General features: G+C 63.3%; 16 protein-coding genes. 10 read left to right on the top strand and 6 right to left on the bottom strand.

Going from position 1 to position 16,333, the window contains the following annotated elements; translation table 11 throughout:
- Nucleotides 1-24: 24 nt before the first annotated feature.
- From AC1D3B_RS20125 to AC1D3B_RS20110, 4 genes are all read left to right on the top strand, one after another.
- Nucleotides 25-1,071, top strand: a complete 1,047-nt coding sequence (locus AC1D3B_RS20125; RefSeq protein WP_478192430.1) for a TRAP transporter substrate-binding protein — start codon at nucleotides 25-27, stop codon at nucleotides 1,069-1,071.
- A gap of 37 nt (nucleotides 1,072-1,108) precedes the next feature.
- Nucleotides 1,109-1,633: a TRAP transporter small permease gene (locus AC1D3B_RS20120; RefSeq protein ID WP_478192429.1), complete on the top strand. Its 525-nt coding sequence runs from the start codon at nucleotides 1,109-1,111 to the stop codon at nucleotides 1,631-1,633.
- Nucleotides 1,630-2,931, top strand: coding sequence for a TRAP transporter large permease (locus AC1D3B_RS20115; protein WP_478192428.1), 1,302 nt, complete (start codon nucleotides 1,630-1,632; stop codon nucleotides 2,929-2,931). Before AC1D3B_RS20120 ends, AC1D3B_RS20115 begins: the two co-directional genes overlap by 4 nt.
- A gap of 123 nt (nucleotides 2,932-3,054) precedes the next feature.
- Nucleotides 3,055-3,480, top strand: coding sequence for an acyl-CoA thioesterase (locus AC1D3B_RS20110; protein WP_478192427.1), 426 nt, complete (start codon nucleotides 3,055-3,057; stop codon nucleotides 3,478-3,480).
- Nucleotides 3,481-3,484: 4 nt separating this feature from the next.
- Here the strand turns inward: AC1D3B_RS20110 and AC1D3B_RS20105 are convergent, their stop codons facing one another.
- The 5 genes from AC1D3B_RS20105 to AC1D3B_RS20085 form a co-directional block, all read right to left on the bottom strand.
- Nucleotides 3,485-5,797: a hypothetical protein gene (locus AC1D3B_RS20105; protein WP_478192426.1), complete on the bottom strand. Its 2,313-nt coding sequence runs from the start codon at nucleotides 5,795-5,797 to the stop codon at nucleotides 3,485-3,487.
- The gene (locus AC1D3B_RS20100; protein ID WP_478192425.1) at nucleotides 5,775-6,428 is read right to left on the bottom strand and encodes a hypothetical protein; all 654 of its coding nucleotides are present in this window, start codon (nucleotides 6,426-6,428) and stop codon (nucleotides 5,775-5,777) included. Before AC1D3B_RS20100 ends, AC1D3B_RS20105 begins: the two co-directional genes overlap by 23 nt.
- A gap of 255 nt (nucleotides 6,429-6,683) precedes the next feature.
- A complete protein-coding gene (locus tag AC1D3B_RS20095; RefSeq protein WP_478192424.1) occupies nucleotides 6,684-7,100 on the bottom strand; it encodes a hypothetical protein in 417 nt (138 codons plus the stop codon).
- A gap of 399 nt (nucleotides 7,101-7,499) precedes the next feature.
- Nucleotides 7,500-8,249 carry a hypothetical protein gene (locus AC1D3B_RS20090; RefSeq protein WP_478192423.1) on the bottom strand — a complete coding sequence of 250 codons (750 nt, stop codon included), beginning with the start codon at nucleotides 8,247-8,249 and terminating at the stop codon, nucleotides 7,500-7,502.
- 153 nt (nucleotides 8,250-8,402) lie between these two features.
- Nucleotides 8,403-8,816, bottom strand: a complete 414-nt coding sequence (locus AC1D3B_RS20085; protein WP_478192422.1) for a hypothetical protein — start codon at nucleotides 8,814-8,816, stop codon at nucleotides 8,403-8,405.
- 741 nt (nucleotides 8,817-9,557) lie between these two features.
- Here AC1D3B_RS20085 and AC1D3B_RS20080 point away from each other — a divergent pair.
- Together AC1D3B_RS20080 and AC1D3B_RS20075 are read left to right on the top strand one after the other, a co-directional pair.
- Nucleotides 9,558-10,283 (top strand): cytochrome c oxidase assembly protein, encoded by a 726-nt coding sequence (locus tag AC1D3B_RS20080; RefSeq protein ID WP_478192421.1) that lies wholly within the window; start codon nucleotides 9,558-9,560, stop codon nucleotides 10,281-10,283.
- Nucleotides 10,280-10,792 (top strand): CopD family protein, encoded by a 513-nt coding sequence (locus AC1D3B_RS20075; RefSeq protein WP_478192420.1) that lies wholly within the window; start codon nucleotides 10,280-10,282, stop codon nucleotides 10,790-10,792. Before AC1D3B_RS20080 ends, AC1D3B_RS20075 begins: the two co-directional genes overlap by 4 nt.
- On the opposite strand, the gene AC1D3B_RS20070 is transcribed toward AC1D3B_RS20075, so the two are convergent.
- On the bottom strand, nucleotides 10,756-11,262 hold the full coding sequence (locus AC1D3B_RS20070) for a DUF2231 domain-containing protein (protein ID WP_478192419.1): 507 nt from the start codon (nucleotides 11,260-11,262) through the stop codon (nucleotides 10,756-10,758). The two genes, AC1D3B_RS20075 and AC1D3B_RS20070, sit on opposite strands and share 37 nt — an antisense overlap.
- A 78-nt stretch (nucleotides 11,263-11,340) precedes the next feature.
- Between AC1D3B_RS20070 and coxB the strand changes: the two genes are divergently transcribed.
- The 4 genes from coxB (at nucleotide 11,341) to AC1D3B_RS20050 (ending at nucleotide 16,313) form a co-directional block, all read left to right on the top strand.
- Nucleotides 11,341-12,003, top strand: coding sequence for a cytochrome c oxidase subunit II (gene coxB / locus AC1D3B_RS20065; protein WP_478192418.1), 663 nt, complete (start codon nucleotides 11,341-11,343; stop codon nucleotides 12,001-12,003).
- Nucleotides 12,000-14,555, top strand: coding sequence for a cytochrome c oxidase subunit I (ctaD, locus tag AC1D3B_RS20060; protein WP_478192417.1), 2,556 nt, complete (start codon nucleotides 12,000-12,002; stop codon nucleotides 14,553-14,555). The genes coxB and ctaD overlap by 4 nt, the downstream gene beginning before the upstream one ends.
- Complete coding sequence (locus AC1D3B_RS20055) at nucleotides 14,552-14,890, top strand: hypothetical protein (RefSeq protein WP_478192416.1); 339 nt, start codon at nucleotides 14,552-14,554, stop codon at nucleotides 14,888-14,890. Before ctaD ends, AC1D3B_RS20055 begins: the two co-directional genes overlap by 4 nt.
- 112 nt (nucleotides 14,891-15,002) lie before the next feature.
- A complete protein-coding gene (locus tag AC1D3B_RS20050; protein ID WP_478192415.1) occupies nucleotides 15,003-16,313 on the top strand; it encodes a ferredoxin reductase family protein in 1,311 nt (436 codons plus the stop codon).
- Nucleotides 16,314-16,333 lie beyond the last annotated feature (20 nt).

Genomic DNA, 16,333 nt, shown 5'->3' with positions numbered 1-16,333 from the left:
TCCAACCCGCTAGGAGACAAACCCATGCCGACAACCCGCTTCCTGACCTCGGCCGCCACCCGCGCCGTGCTGGCCCTTTCGGCCGCGCTCGCACTGGCCGCCGCGCCGGTGCAGGCGCAGGACAAGCCCGTCAATCTCAAGATGTCGAGTTGGGTGCCGGCGCAACATCCGCTGAATCCTTCGCTGCAGGCATGGGCCGACGACATCAAGAAGGCATCGAACGGCACGATCACGGCGACGCTCTTCCCATCGGAGCAACTGGGCAAGGCCTTCGACCACTACGACATGGCGCGTGACGGCATTGCCGACTTCGCCTACATCAACCCCGGCTACCAGCCGGGCCGCTTCCCGATCATGGCGGGCGCCTCGCTCCCCTTCCTGTTCTCGAACGGCAAGGGCGGAACGGCCGCGATCGACGAGTGGTATCGCCAGTACGCCGCCAAGGAGATGAAGGACGTGAAGTTCTGCTTCGCCTTCGTGCACGACCCCGGCACCTTCCACGCGCGCAAGAAGATCACGCTGCCGACCGACATCAAGGGCATGAAGATCCGCCCCGCGACCAGCACCATCGGCCAGATGGTCACCTCGCTCGGCGGCACCAACGTGCAGGCCTCCGCGCCCGAGTCGCGCGACATGCTGGAGCGTGGCGTGGCCGATGCCATCACCTTCCCGTGGGGCTCGATCGGCCTCTTCGGCATCGACAAGGTGGTGAGCTACCACATGGACGTGCCGCTCTACGTGACGCCTTTCGTCTGGGCCATGAACCAGAGCAAGTACGACAGCATGTCGCCCGCGCAGAAGAAGGTGATCGACGACCACTGCACCAGCGAGTGGGCCGAGAAGGTCGCCACGCCGTGGGCCGACTTCGAATTCGCCGGCCGCGCGAAGATCGCCTCGCAGGCGGGGCATGAGATCTACAAGCTGACGCCTGAGCAGCTCGACGCGTGGCGCAAGGCGACAGCGCCGGGCGAGGCGCAATGGGCGGAAGGCGTGAAGAAGGTCGGGCAGGATCCGAAGGCAGTCATGGATTCGCTCAAGGCCAGCCTCGCCAAAAACAAATCGAGCCTGTGATCCGTTGCTTGCCCGCTGATCGCGCGTTGGAGATGCAATGACGAAGCGTTCTGAGAACGTTATGGACCGGATGATCAACACGATCGAATGGCTGGCCGCCATGTTCGTGGGGATCGTTGCGTTGAACATCTTCATCGCGGTCGTTCTTCGGAAGTTCTTCGACACCTCGATTCCGGACTCCTACGACTTCGGCCGCATGCTGCTCGGCATCCTGATCTTCTGGGGTATCGCTGCCACCAGCTACCGGGGCGGCCACATCACGGTCGACCTCGTGTGGACCGCGGCCGGGTCGCACACGAAGCGGTGGATCGACGTGTTCGCCACGCTGGTGCTGCTGTTCGTCGTCGCGGTGCAGACCGCCACGCTGTTCGACAAGGTGCGCGCCACCTACGTCGACCACGTGCTGACCTACGACATGAACATCCCGACCTGGCCCTTCTATGCAGTGGCCTGGCTCGGCGATGTTTCTGCAGTGGTGTTGATCGCGATCCGCACCTATCGATTGATCTTCCATCCCGAATTGCTCCATGACGAGAAGCCTGAAATGAAAGCCGATGAATGAGCACTGACGCAATTGCCGTTCTGGGCTTCGTGGTTCTTTTTGCGTTGATGCTATTGCGCGTGCCGGTCGGCATGGCGATGGGGCTGGTAGGTGTCACAGGCTACGCATGGATCGTCGGCCCCGGCCCCGCGCTCAAGCTGGTCGGGCAGACCTCCATGCGCACAGTGACCGACTACACCTTCGGCGTGATCCCGATGTTCATGCTGATGGGCGCCCTGGTGTCCGTCTCCGGCGTGAGCCGCGAACTCTTCAAGGCCGCCAACTCGATGATTGGCCACCTGCGCGGCGGCCTCGGCGTGGCCACGGTGCTGGCCTGTGGCGGCTTCGCGGCGATCTGTGGTTCTTCGGTCGCCACGGCTGCGACCTTCTCGGCGGTCGCTTATCCGGAGATGCGGCGCTTCAACTACCCGCAGTCGTTCTCGACCGGCGTGATCGCGGCCGGCGGCACGCTGGGCGCCATCTTGCCGCCTTCGACGGTGCTCGCGGTCTACGCCATCCTCACGCAACAGGACATCGGCAAGCTCTTCATGGCGGGCATTGTCCCCGGCATCCTCGCGATGGCGATGTACGTGCTGACCATCGCGATCATCGTGAAGGTCCGCCCCGACTGGCTGCCCGGCGGCGAGATCAAGCCCTGGGCCGAACGCGTGGCCGATCTCAAGAACGTGTGGGCACCTCTGGTGCTTTTCGTCTTTGTGATCGGCGGACTGTACGGCGGCTTCTTCACGCCGACCGAGGCGGGCGGCGTCGGCGCGAGCGGCGCCTTCATCCTCGGCCTGCTGCGGCGCAAGCTCGACGGCCCGAAGATCCGCGAAGCCCTGCTCTCGGCCACGCGCACGGCGGCGGCGGTCTTCACCGTGCTGATCGGCGCACTACTGTTCGGCTACTTCCTCACCATCACGCAAAGCCCGCAGAAGCTCACCGAGTTCCTGACGAGCCTGGGCATCGGCCGCTACGGCGTGCTCGCGCTCATCATGCTGATGTACCTCGTACTCGGCTGCCTGATGGACGCGATGGCGATGATCATCCTGACCGTGCCGATCATCTTCCCGGTGATCGTGCATCTGGGCTTCGATCCGATCTGGTTCGGCGTCATCATCGTGATGACGGTGGAACTCGGGCTGATCCATCCGCCGGTGGGGATGAACGTCTTCGTCATCAAGAGCGTGGTGAAGGATGTGAGCTTCACGACCATCTTCAAGGGCGTGCTGCCGTTCATCCTGACGGACATCGTGCGGCTGGTGATCCTGATCGCGTTCCCGATCATCGCGCTTTGGCTGCCCACGAAAATGGGGTAGCTGTTGACATCCCCCAGGCTGCGCGCACTTCGTGTCGCTTCGCCTACCCCCTTTGCAAGGGGGCAATACCGGCGGCCCGGCGGAGCCGGTTCCGCGGTATTCCTGTTTGAAGACTGGCACATCATGAGTTCTGAAGTTATTTACACCGTGCGCGTCGAGTTCGGCGATTGCGACCCTGCCGGCATCGTCTGGTTTCCCAACTTCTTCCGGTGGATCGACGCGGCCTCGCGCCACTTCTTTGCCGAGCGCGGCGTGCCGCGCTGGGAGGAGACGACCGAGACAATGGGCGTGATCGGCACGCCGCTGGTCGACACGCACACGCGCTTCGTAAAGAGCGCCACCTACGGCGAGACGCTGGGCATCGCCGTCACCATCTCCGAATGGCGCGAGAAGAGCTTCGTGCAGCGCTATCGCATCACTCGCGGCGACGATCTGATCCTGGAATGCGAGGAGGTGCGGATCTTCGCAGCGAAGCGTGAGGGTGGCGGGATCCGGGCGGTGCCGATTCCTATGGAGATCCGGCGCCTGTGCGAGCAGGACGCCGGCTGAAGCATTACCACCCCTCGGTTGAATCGAAGGGGCCTTCGATTGGGCCAACGATGACAAGGGCGTCGGGTTCCTCGAAGTAGTACGTCACCCCGACTCGAAGCCACAGGTCGTGTGGGCTACCGACAAATTCACCTGCCATATCGCTTCCGCCAATGAGGAGTCGGGAGTTATAGCCGTCGAACAGGACTTTCCCACCCGCCCCGTGTCCATCGGCATAGATGTACTGCTCGGAAAAGGCATTCGGATTCTGTTCAGGGAAGTACGTTCTCTCGGAGCGGTCGCCGTTGTCGTGGTATTGCGTCTGAGTGGCCTTCCTGCCTGACGCATCGTAGTTGGTGACGGTGCTGCTCCATGTCTGGCTTCCATTCTGATCGAAGTCGATGACGGTCCGGCGGCCGTCGTTCAAGTACGAAGTGTTGAAGTCTTCGCGACCCTGTGCATCGTTGAGATGGTGGACGCTGCTCCATGGCTGAGAGCCCGTGTAGTTGAGGGCGACCCAATTCCAGCCGCCGGAATCGTTGAACTCCACGAAGTCGGTTTCTCGACCCTGCGCATCGTAGGTGTGGTGAACGCTGCTCCATGACTGAGTGCCCGTGTAGTCGAGGGCGACCCATTTCCAGCCGCCAGCGTCGTTGAACTCCACGAAGTCGGTTTCGCGACCTTGCGCGTCGTAAGTATGGTGGACGCTGCTCCACGACTGGGAGCCCGTGTAGTCCAGGGCGACCCATTTCCAGCCGCCAGCGTCRTTGAACTCCACGAAGTCGGTTTCGCGGCCCTGCGCGTCGTAAGTATGGTGAACGCTGCTCCACGACTGGGAGCCCGTGTAGTCCAGGGCGACCCATTTCCAGCCGCCAGCGTCATTGAACTCCACGAAGTCGGTTTCGCGGCCCTGCGCGTCGTAAGTATGGTGAGCGCTGCTCCAAGACTGAATGCCCGTGTAGTCGAGGGCCACCCATTTCCAGCCGCCGGCGTCGTTGAACTCCACGAAGTCGGTTTCTCGACCCTGCGCATCGTAAGTATGGTGAACGCTGCTCAATGAAGTGGCATTCGCTTGATCCAAGTCCACGAACAAGCGGCGGCCGTCGTCGTACGTAACGTTCTTCCAGTCCTCGCGCCCCTGTGCATCGAGGTGGATTTGCCAGATGCTGTCGTCGCGTTCATTGTTCTGGTCGTAGTCCGTACCCGTGTAACTGCCGTCGTCCTCGTTAGTGGCGATCCAGTCAGTACGACCAAGCCCGTCGATGTGAATCTGCCAGATGCTGTCGGCGCGCTCGTTGTTCTGGTCGTAGTCAATGCCCGTGTATCCACCGTGGTCGTCATAGACCGCTGTCCAGTCATGGCGGCCGAGCGAGTCATACATGAACGTGCGCGTGGAGTAGTCGGCGTCGTTGAAAGCGCTGTCCGTCTCGATGACGCGGCACGACAGTCCGGTATCGATATATGTGAGCTGGTCGCCGTTGTTGTACGTCGTATTGGCGTTGAAGACGCCGTCGGGGCCTACTTCCGCCGAGTACGACTTGACCCGAAGCGGATCACTCGTCTGGGCATAGGGCATTAGCGCGCGAACGTCCGCTGGATTGATGCCGGGGGTGATATACGACGACATGTACCTGTCGACGTAGTCGCTCGGGATGGCTTGCTTGCCGTGATCGCTCACGTAGTTGGTGAGCGCTTCGCCACTGAGGCCGAGCGCCTTTCCCTGCGCCTCCACTGCAAGCAGCTTGCCGAAGGAGGTGCCTTCCTTCGTGTACAGGTCGTACTTGAACTGGTCGAGGTGCCCTCGCTCCAGATCCGCTCGCACCGTCTGCAGCTCGGCATACCAACCGGCAACTTCGGCTTTCATCGTCGCGTCAACTGAAGCAGCCACGCGCGCTGCACCGGTCAAGCTCGGGAGATAGCTCGGTGTGATGGCGATCTTGAAGGCCTCGTCGAAGGTGGCCTGACGATTGGAATGGTCCGCCTCCTGGATCAGCATGCCGAGGGTTGTGCTGGAGTTCTTCGTGAAGGTGGCGGGATTCGAATCCTGAGGCACGAACCAATCCTTGTCGAGCTGGATGGCAAACTTATTTTCGCGTTTGATGAATGCGTCTGTTCCTCGATCATTGCTGTAGAGGGCGCCGGCCCCGTTACTTGCCAAGGTGTCGTGATCGACCAATTCGAAGACGAAGTCCCCACGCTGAACAGCCTGCGTGAAGGCGGCATTCGCGTAGGAGTTTTGATTGAGTGCATTGATCAGTGCCTGCAGAGCTGCGGGATCGGCCCCTGAAGCATCTCTCAATGGTTGGAAGATCGAGTCATTGATGGTATATGCGGTCATCGCTGTATTCCTTCAGTTTAAAAAGTTGAATTGCCTTCATGCTGCTCAAGCATCCGCCACGGCCAATCCTGAAAATCACAGCCGCACTGGTCGGGTGCTGCGCAGCGAAGCTCGGCTGGTACGGCACTCCGTCATACGGCCCGGTGGGCGGCATTCCCCTTTGCTTGCGCTGGAGTTCGCCCCGGAACGCATGCACGCCGAACGGTCGATAGATGAACGGCTTGCCCCAGTACGACTCGACGAGGCGTGAGGGATAGCAGTTCGGGCCACGGCTGTAGCTCAGTTCGACACCCACATTCCATGATTCGGTTTTGGGGAGCTCGGAATACATGAGAGTCCCTTGCCAATTCGGGAAATCCTGCGAGCGCTCAAAGGCCAGCCCTTCGCCCATTCCTCGCGATCCATCAGTGCTTCGCGAAGACTTCGATTCAGTGACCTTCACGCCGAGGGTCGTGTAGATCGCTTCGCGGTCCAGAATCAATCCGGGCTGCTCGTGCAGGCGTCGCATGCCATCGATCACGTGCTTTACCTCTGACGGTAGCTCGGTCGCAATGGGTCGCCCTTCGAACATCGCGGCAGGCGCGGCTGCGGATGCCTGCGGCGACGGCGTGCTGATGGGTTGCGGCACCACGGGCGGGGGCTGCGGTATCCCCGTCGCCCCGAGCGGAGACTTCTCCTTCGGCACTCTGGCCGTCGCGCACGCGGTGAGGCATGCGACAACACTCAGCAGGAACAGCCTGCTTCCACATCGATTCATTCTTCGCAACTCCCTTGGTTGTTGAACTCTCACTAAAAGCACAGGCGATTGACCTCCAAGCCCACTGACGACTTCTAAGACTTCGGGACTCAATTCCCGAGCGCGTCTCTCACTGACTCGAAGATCGCGTCATTGACGGTAAATTTGGTCATCGCCATATTCCTTTGATTTGAAGAGTCTGCCTGCCGTAACACTGACCAGGCAGCTACCCGGGCCAACATAGAAAATCACGCTGGCGCTGTTCACGTGCGGTGGACTGAATTCCGCGTTGAAGGGCGATCCTCCGTCATGCGGCCCTGTTGGCAACAAGTCCCGTTGCTTGCGTTGCAACTCGCGCCGGAACGCATGCACTCCGAGGGGCCGATAGACGAAGGGCTTGCCCCAGTACGACTCGACGAGGCGAGAGGGGTAGCAGTTCGGACCATTGCCATAGCGCAGTTCGACGATTACGGACCAAGACCCGCTCTCGGGGAATTCGAAGTATTTCAGGCTCCCTCGCCAGTTCGCGTACGCCGGCGACCGCTCGAAGCCCAGTTCTTCAGTCATAGTCCGCCCGCTGACGCGCGGAGGTGCGAACAGTGAGGTGGGCTTTACATCGAGAGTTTTATAGATCGCTTCGCGATCCAGTATCAGCCCCGGCGTCTCATGCAGGCGCCTCACCCCATCTATCAATCGCTTCACCTCTGGCGGCAGTTCGGTCGCGATGGACCGACCTTCGAACGTTGTGGCTGGCGCTGTTGCAGAGGCCTGGTGCGGAGGCGTGCTGGCGGGTTGCGGCATCAACGACGGGGGCGGCTGTATCCCTGTCGTTCCGAGCGAGGACTTTTCCTGTTGCACTCGGGCGGTCGCGCACGCCGCGACGCATGCGACAACGCCCAGCAGGCTCCACCTGCTTCTACTTCGATTCATTCTTCGTAGCTCCTTTCACTAGTGCTTGAAATCGCGTCATTGGTGGTAGACGTGGTCATCGCTGTATTCCTTCACTTTGAAAAGCTTGATAGCCCTGACTGTGCTCAGGCAGCCACCTGGGGCAACAAAGAACGACACGCTGGCGCTGTTCGCATGGGGTGCGCTGAATGACGTGATGTAGGGCTCGCCGTCGTGCGGCTCGGTTGGTGGCATGCCCCTCTGTTTGCGCTGCAGTTCGCGTCGGAACGCATGAACACCGAAGGGTCGATAGACAAATGGCTTGCCCCAGTACGACTCGACGAGACGTGAGGGATAGCAGATCGGTCCGTGGTCGTAGCTCAGTTCGACGCTCACATTCCACGATTCACTTTCGGGAAACTCCGAGTACATCAATGCCCCTCGCCAATTCGGGTACTCCTGCGAGCGAACAAAGGCAAGTCCTTCGCCCATTGATCGCGATCCCTCGGTGCTTCGTGACGACTTCGATTCGGTGACCTTCACGCCGAGTGCCTCGTAGATCGCTTCGCGATCGAGAATCAGCCCAGGCTGCTCATGCAGGCGTCGCATCCCATCGATCAATCGTTTGACCTCCGGCGGTAGCTCGGTCGCAATGGGACGCCCTTCGATAGTCACGACGGGCGCGGCTGACGTGGCCTGCGGCTTGGGGGTGCCTGCGGGCTGGGACACCGGCGGCGGTATCCCTGGCACCCCAAGTGGGGTCTTTTTTTCCGGCACCTGGGTTGTCGCGCAGGCCGTGAGGCAGGCGACCACACTCAGCAGGACCAACCTGCTTCTACATCGACTCATTCCTAGTAACTCCCTTCGTTGTGATTGGACTCTCTCCAAAAGCGCCGGCAATCGACCGCCAAGCCCGCTGACGACTTCCAGCACTTCGCGATTCGATCCCCAAGCTCGTCTCCCGATGACTGAAAGACTGCGTCATTCGTGGTAGATGTGGTCATCGCTGTATTCCTTCAGTTTGAAGATGTTGCTGGCCCTGACGGAGACCAGGCAGCCGCCCAGGCCAATGAAAAAGATCACGTTCGCGCTGTTCGCATGGAGTGCACCGAACTCCGCGTTGTAGGGCGCTCCGTCATGAGGTCCTGTGGGTGGCAGATCCCGTTGCTTGCGTTGCAGTTCACCTCGGAACGCATGCACACCGAGGGGGCGATAGATGAATGGCTTTCCCCAGTACGACTCCACGAGACGTGAGGGATAACAGTTCGAGCCTTTGCCGTAGCTCAGTTCCACCCTCACGTTCCATGATTTCCTTTTGGGGAGTTCGGAGTACTTCAGTCTCGCTTTCCAATTCACGTACTCCTCCTGACGCTCGAACCCGAGTTCTTCGGTCATCGTTCGTCCGTCGGGGAGCGATGGTGCAAACAATGAGGTAGGCGCTACATCGAGAGTCTTGTAGATCGCTTCGCGATCCAGTATTAGCCCCGGCTGCTCGTGAAGGCGTCTCACCCCATCTATCAATCGCTTCACCTCTGGCGGCAGTTCGGCCGCAATGGGCCGCCCTTGGAACGTCGCGATGGGCGCTGTTGCAGAGGCCTGTTGCGGAGACGCCTCTGGCACTCGGGCGGTCGCGCACGCAGTAACGCAGGCGACAACACTCAGCAGGAACAGCCTGCTTCTGTATCGATTCATTTTTTGAAGCTCCCTTCGTTGTGGTCGAACGCTGATCCTTTGCGCGACGTGCGCGTCTCATCGTTCCCGCAGGGGGTCCCGGATGCCATCGGCCCGACTTCCTCCAGAGGCAAGAGGACGACTCCCTGTTCAGCTTGAGACTACGACTCGAAGGAGAGGACCGTCGATCGGATCATTCCTATTCGACGAGCAGAGCGTTCGCTGTGTTGTTCCCGGGAACATCGGCGACGAAGCCGGCCCGCGCAGCATGAAGGGCGAGCACGCCGGCAAGACGCGTTCAACGACCCCACGCGGCAGGACTGAGCCTCAATGTCCTTGCATCGACCATTTGTCAAGGCAAACGAACAACGCTTGAGTCCGCGCACGTGCGCGACTATCCTGTCCCCGAAGACAAGACCGGCCGCCTACCGCAGCGCGGCCGCCCACCGGGAAGAGGATGGAGCCATGATGGATTTCATGATCGCCTACTGCGGTCCCGCCGCGGTCCCGGACGACCTCTGGTCGCGCTGGAACACGGACCCGTTGCTGCTTGCAGCCCTCGCCGTGCTGGCATTCGCAGTGTCCAGCCGGCGTTCGTCGGACATCCGTGCAGGCTGGGCGGCGATCGCACTGATGCTGGTGGTCTTCGTCTCGCCTCTGTGCGCCCTGTCTTCGGCACTGTTCTCCGCGCGTGTGCTGCACCACATCATCCTCGTCTCGGCCGTGGCGCCTCTGCTTGCGAGGGCCTTTCCGCAGCGACGGGCCAGCCGTGTGCCGCTGCCTGCGCTGGTCACGGCGCATGCAGTCATCCTCTGGCTCTGGCATGCGCCGGGCGCCTATGCGTGGGGACTCGCCAGCGTGCCGGCCTATTGGCTGATGCAACTCTCGCTGCTCGGAAGCGCCTGGCTGATGTGGCGCGCGATCCTCGCGCCTGCCGTTCACGCCGGGCCCCGGCTGGTGGCGCTGGCGGCGACGATCGGACAGATGGGTCTCCTGGGCGCGGTGATCGTCTTCGCGTCCGCACCGCTCTATCGGGTGCACATCGCAACCACCGCAGCCTGGGGGCTCACGCCGCTCACCGACCAGCAACTTGCCGGCCTGCTGATGTGGGTGCCGGCGATGCTGCCCTACCTGGGCGCTGGGCTCTGGATCGCGTGGTCGAGCCTTCGGCCACGGGAGCCCGCGCTGTGACGACGGCGCTCAAGTTCGCGCATCTGGCCGCGATCGCCATCTGGTCGGGCGGGCTGCTGGCCCTGCCCTTCCTCTTCTGGCAGCGCAAGGGCGTCGCCGCAGGACCGGAGCTCGACCGGCTGCACCGCGTCACGCGGCTGGTCTACGTGGAGCTCACTTCACCGGCGGCCTTCATCGCCATCGGCACCGGGACGGCCCTGATCTTCCTGCAGGCCACCTTCGTGGAGTGGTTCTCCATCAAGATGGTCCTGGTCGGGCTCATGGCGATGCTGCACGTCGTGGGCGGTCTCGTGCTGCTGCAGCTCTTCTCACCCACCGGCCGATTCGGATGGCTGTCCTATGTGGCGCTGATGACGGCCTATGCGGTGGTGATCGCCGGCATCCTGTGGGTGGTGCTGGCCAAGCCGCACATCGACTCGAACGCAATGGCCGCGCATCTGTTCGAGCCGGGCGCGCTCGGCAAATGGATGTATCAGTCCTTCGGGCTGACCAAGATGCCCACGCCATGATCGAACACGAGCTTGCCCCCGTGCCACCCAGCGAAACCCACCATCACCGAGGAGAGGGCAGAGAGGGCCAGGCCGTGCGGCAGGACGGACACCGGGTCGATCAGCCGCAAGCCCCAGTTGGCGCCCGCGATCGCGACCAGCGTCATCGCCGCGACGGCATGCGACCAGCTCGCTTCCAGCAATCGGATGCCGCGCACGAGCAGCAGTTCGCCGGTGCCGACGATGCTGGCCGCCACGCCGGTCCAGAAGGCGGCGCCCGCCGACCAGAGTCCGGCGCGCAGCCAGAACACATCGCCCGTCCACCAGTAGAGGACATCGACACCCAGCGTCGCGACGACGAAGGCGACCGGGAAGTGAACCATCATCACGTGGATCGGATGGCCCACCAGTGCCACCGCCGAGCCCATGTCGAGCCGGTTCAGTTCCAGAACGACCTCGCTGGGAGGTGGGGTCCTCTCGCCTTTCGCCATGCTGCTTCTCCTTCGCGCCGGGTTCGGCCGATGTGCGGCCATCGTAGCGTCTTGTCCCGGGCCATCCAAGCCGCATCGATGACGGCATTGGCGGGCTGCAAGGGACCGTTGTCCGCGCTCGATCCTTCAGGCCCGGCCGCGCACTCGATCGCGACGATGTGGTGGGTGATGCTGATCGGCGCTGCCGTTCTCTTCCTGATGCTCATGACCTTCTTCGTCATGGTGGTCCGGCGTCCGGGTTGGGGTTCGAGCGTCTCGCCCACGCGATGGATCGTGATGGGCGGGCTGGTCCTTCCTGCGGTGGTGCTGCTGCCCTTGCTCGCCTACGGACTGGTCGTCGGCGAGCGGCTGATTCCACTGCCCGGCAGCACGCCGCCGCAACGCATCGAGGCCGTGGCCCAGCAGTGGGCATGGACCTTCCGCTACCCCGGGCACGGTGGCGCCGAGACGCGCAACGTCTTGCTGCTGCCCGCGGGCGCGCCCGTCGACATGGTGGTGACCAGCAAGGACGTGATCCACGCCTTCTGGGCGCCACGCTTCGCCGGCAAGATCGACGCGGTGCCCGGCAAGGTCAACCGGCTGCGCATCCAGGCCAACGAGCCGGGCCGCTACGAAGGGACCTGCGACGAGTTCTGCGGCATCGGCCATGCGCGCATGCGCTTCGTCATCATCGTCCATCGACCGGAGGACTTTTCCGCCGCGCTGACGCAGGCGACCCATGCACCGGAGGCGAAGCAATGAGTGGATCCGTCGTCGACCCGCAGGCCCAAGGCAGCGGCGGCAGCAGGGGCAGCGCATTGCGCCTGCACCGCCAACTGAACCGGATCTGGGCCACCGGGCCGGGCTGGCAGCGCTTCGCCGCGGTCAATCATTCGGTTATTGGCGTGCGGATGATGGTCACGTCGTTCACCTTCTTCGCGATCGCCGGCGTGCTCGGCATGCTGACGCGGGTGCAACTGGCGACGCCGCACTCAGGCTTCCTCGATCCGGAGACCTACAACCAGGTCTTCACGATGCACGGCTCGATGATGCTGTTCCTCTTCGCCATTCCGATGGTGGAGAGCTTCGCCGTCTACCTGACACCGAAGATCCTCGGCACGCGCGACTTCGCCTTTCCGCGGCTCACGGCCTATGGTTACTGGTGCTACCTGTTCGGCGGCACGATCCTGACGGTATCGCTGATCGTCGGGGTGGCGCCCAACAGCGGGTGGTTCATGTACACGCCGCTGAGCTCGAACGTCTTCACGCCGGGCCTCAACGCCGACGTCTGGCTGCTCGGCATCACCTTTGTCGAGATCTCGGCGCTGTCGCTCGCGATGGAGATCACCGTCTCGATCCTCAAGATGCGTGCGCCCGGCATGTCGCTCGACCGCATGCCGATCTTCGCCTGGTACATCCTGGTGACGGCGATGATGATGATCGTGGCCTTTCCGCCGCTGATCCTGGGCTCGATCCTGCTGGAGATCGAGCGCGCCTTCGGCCTGCCCTTCTTCGATCCGACGCGCGGTGGAGACTCGCTGCTGTGGCAGCACCTGTTCTGGCTCTTCGGCCATCCGGACGTCTACATCATCTTCCTGCCGATGGCGGCGGTGCTGTCGACCATCATCCCGGTCTTCGCCAACCGCGAACTGGTCGGCTACCGAGCGATCGTCGTCGCGATCATCGCGCTTGCCTTCCTGAGCTTCGGCATCTGGGTGCACCACATGTTCACCGTGGGCATTCCGCACCTGGCGCTGGCTTTCTTCTCGGCGGGGTCGGCGATCGTCGCGGTGCCAACGGCCGTGCAGATCTTCGCGTGGCTGGCGACACTGTCGCACGGCAGGCCGCGCTGGGACGTGCCGATGCTCTACATCTTCGGCTTCTTCTTCGTCTTCGCGATGGGCGGCCTGACCGGCGTGATGCTCGCGATGGTGCCCTTCGACTGGCAGGCGCACGACACCTATTTCGTGGTCGCGCACATGCACTACGTCGTGGCCGGCGCGCTCGCCTTCCCGATGATGGCCGGGCTCTACTACTGGCTGCCGCTGCTGACCGGGCGCGCCGCCGTGCACCGCTTGGCGGTGCCGGCTTTCTGGCTGATCTTCATCGGCTTCAACATGACCTTCTTCATGATGCACCTGACCGGCCTGATGGGCATGCCGCGGCGCATCTACACCTACAACGGCGACGAAGGCTGGAACGCACTCAACCTGCTGTCGTCGGTCGGCAGCTTCGTGATGACGATCGGCTTCGGGCTGCTCGTGATCGACCTGTTCGTGCAGTTGCGCTACGGCCGCCGCGTGCGGCGCGACCCCTGGCGCGCCCAGACCTTCGAATGGGCGATGCGGATTCCGCCGGCACCCTACGCCTTCGCCTCGATCCCGCATGTCGGACCACAGACCGATGGCGTCGCACCCGGTGATCTTGCGCTGAAGCTTGCCCGCGGCGAAGGCTACCTGGCCTTCACACGCAACGGCTGGCAGGAGACGATCGGCGTGCACGCGACGAGCGGCAAGCCCGACCAGTTGATCGTGCTGCCGAACCCGACCTACCTGCCGCTGGTGACCGCCATCGTGACGGGTGGGGCGGTCCTCGGTCTGCTGTTCAAGTTCTACCTGCTGTCACTCGCGCTGGCACTGGTCACTTTCGGGCTCTTCGTGTTCGCGGGGCAGCGAGCAGGTCTCGCGCGCGACTACGGTCCGCTGCCCGTCGGGATGGGCGTCGAGGTGCCGCCGCACACCGAGGTGGCCAGTTCGCCGGCGTGGCTGTCGCTGATCTGCACGCTGGTGGCGAACGGAACGCTGTTCACTTCGCTGGTGTTCGGCACCTTCTATCTCTGGCTGGCCGGCGCCAACTGGCAGACGATGACGCCGCCCGAGCCGAACCGGCTGATGGCCTTCGGCGCCATCGCCTGTCTCGTGGTCGCTGCGGTGACGTCGCGCGGCGCGCTGAAGGCGGTCATCGCCGGGCGCGGTGCCGTCGGCTGGATCGGCCTGACGGCGCTCGTGTTGGTGGTGACCATCGCCGCCGTCGTGGGCCTGATCATGGGTGTCACGCCGCGACCGACCGAGCACGCTCTTGGCGCGACGGCCGCGGCCCTGCTGGGCTACGTCGGGTTGCATGCTTTCATCGGCCTGATCTTCCTCATCAGCAACGTCCTGCGTATCGGTGCCGGATTCGTGTCGCCGCGTCGGCACACCGACCTGCGCCTGACGCGGCTCTGGGTCGACTACACGCTGGCGACCGGCGTCATCGCGGTGGGACTGGTGCTCGCGCTGCCAGCGCTGGTGACGGTCCTGGGAGCGCGGCCATGAGCGCCATATTGGTGGCTCCGCGACGGCTCTGGTGGCTCGCAGCCGGCTTCGTTGTCTGGTGCATCGCGCTCGTGGTGCTCTACGCCATGCATGCCATCGGCTGCGCGTTCGGGTGGTCGGCCGGCGCACTGCGCTGGAGCCTCATCGTCTCGTTCCTCGCGCACCTGGTCGTCATCGGCTGGATGTGGGGCAAGTTCGCCAAAGGCTCGCCCGATCCGGCGTCGGGCAAGACCGGCAGCTTCCTGCACGACGCCATCGTCTGGGTGACCATCGCCGCCTTCGCGAGCGGGGTGCTTGCGCTCGGGCCTCCACTGCTGCTGACCACATGCATCTGAATGAACGCGCATCAGCCAGGGATACCGCAGAACCGGCTTCGCCGGGCTGCAGGTATCGCCCCCTTGCAGGGGGTGGGCGGCTACACGAAGTGAGCCAACCTGGGGGTGAGCCATGACCCGCAAGGCTGTCTGGTCGGCCATCTACCTGCTGTTCATTCTGGCGCCGCTGCTTGCACTGCTGACGGGCGCATTGCCACCGAGCCGTGATTTCTGGACCGAGTTCTCGGTCGCGCTCGGCTACTCGGGGCTCGCGATGATGGGCCTGCAGTTCGGCCTCACGGCGCGATTCCGGTATGTGACCGATCCCTGGGGCGAGGACGTCATCTACCACTTCCATCGCCGCATTTCGCTGATCGCCGTCAGCCTGGTGGTGGTGCATCCGATCATCCTGATGGCGACAGGCTCGGAGAAGCTCGCGCCGCCCGAGTCGCTGCGCGACGTACCGCTCGGCGCGGTCTTCGCAGTGATCTCCATCGGCTCGCTCGTCACCCTGGTGATCATGGCGCTGTGGCGCACGAAGCTCAGGATCAGCTACGAGTTCTGGCACATCGCCCATATCGTTCTCGCGGTGGTCGCCGTCGGCGGCGGGCTGCTGCACATGGTCGGATGGGGCTTCTACCTGGCCGACCCATGGAAGCGCGCCCTGTGGATCGGCATGACGATCTTCTGGATCGCGCTGCTGCTCTACGTGCGCCTCGTCAAGCCGCTCTTCATGCTGCGCCGGCCGTACCGGGTGGCCGAGGTGCGCGGGGAACGCGGCGACACCACGACGCTCGTGATGCGGCCCGAAGGCCATCCAGGCTTTCGCTTCAGGCCCGGCCAGTTCGGCTGGCTGACGCTTTGGGGCAGCCCTTTCAAGATCACGGGCCATCCGTTCTCGTTCTCGTCGAGCGCCGAGGTCGACGATGGCAGCGTCGCGATGACGATCCGCAACCTGGGCGATTTCACGAGCGCGATCGCCCAGGTGCCGGTCGGGCATCGCATCTACCTCGACGGACCGTATGGCGCATTCACCATCGGCAACCCTGCGGACATGCATGTGCTGATCGCGGGCGGCATCGGCATCACGCCGATGGTGAGCATGATCCGCACGCTGGCCGACCGGGGCGACAAGCGGCCGCTGATCCTGCTCTACGGCAGCAAGGACTGGGAGTCGATCACCTTCCGCGAGGAACTGGATGCACTGCAGAAGCGCATCGACCTCACCGTGGTGCATGTGCTCTCGCGGCCGCCGGAGGACTGGACGGGCGAGCGGGGCTACATCAACGCCGAGGTCTTTCGGCGTCACCTGCCGCCTGGCTATGCCGATCACGAGTACTTCATCTGCGGCCCGAACGTGATGATGGATGCCATCGAGGCGGCGCTGGGCGAGATGAAGGTGCCGCTCGCCAAGTACCACTCGGAGCGCTACAGCTTCGTCTGAGTGCGATGTGGGAGCGCCGG

The sequence above is a fragment of the Variovorax sp. P5_A3 genome (assembly GCF_056400665.1).
Note: the sequence above shows the minus strand (reverse complement) of the source record. Positions and strands in the feature narration are given on the sequence as shown.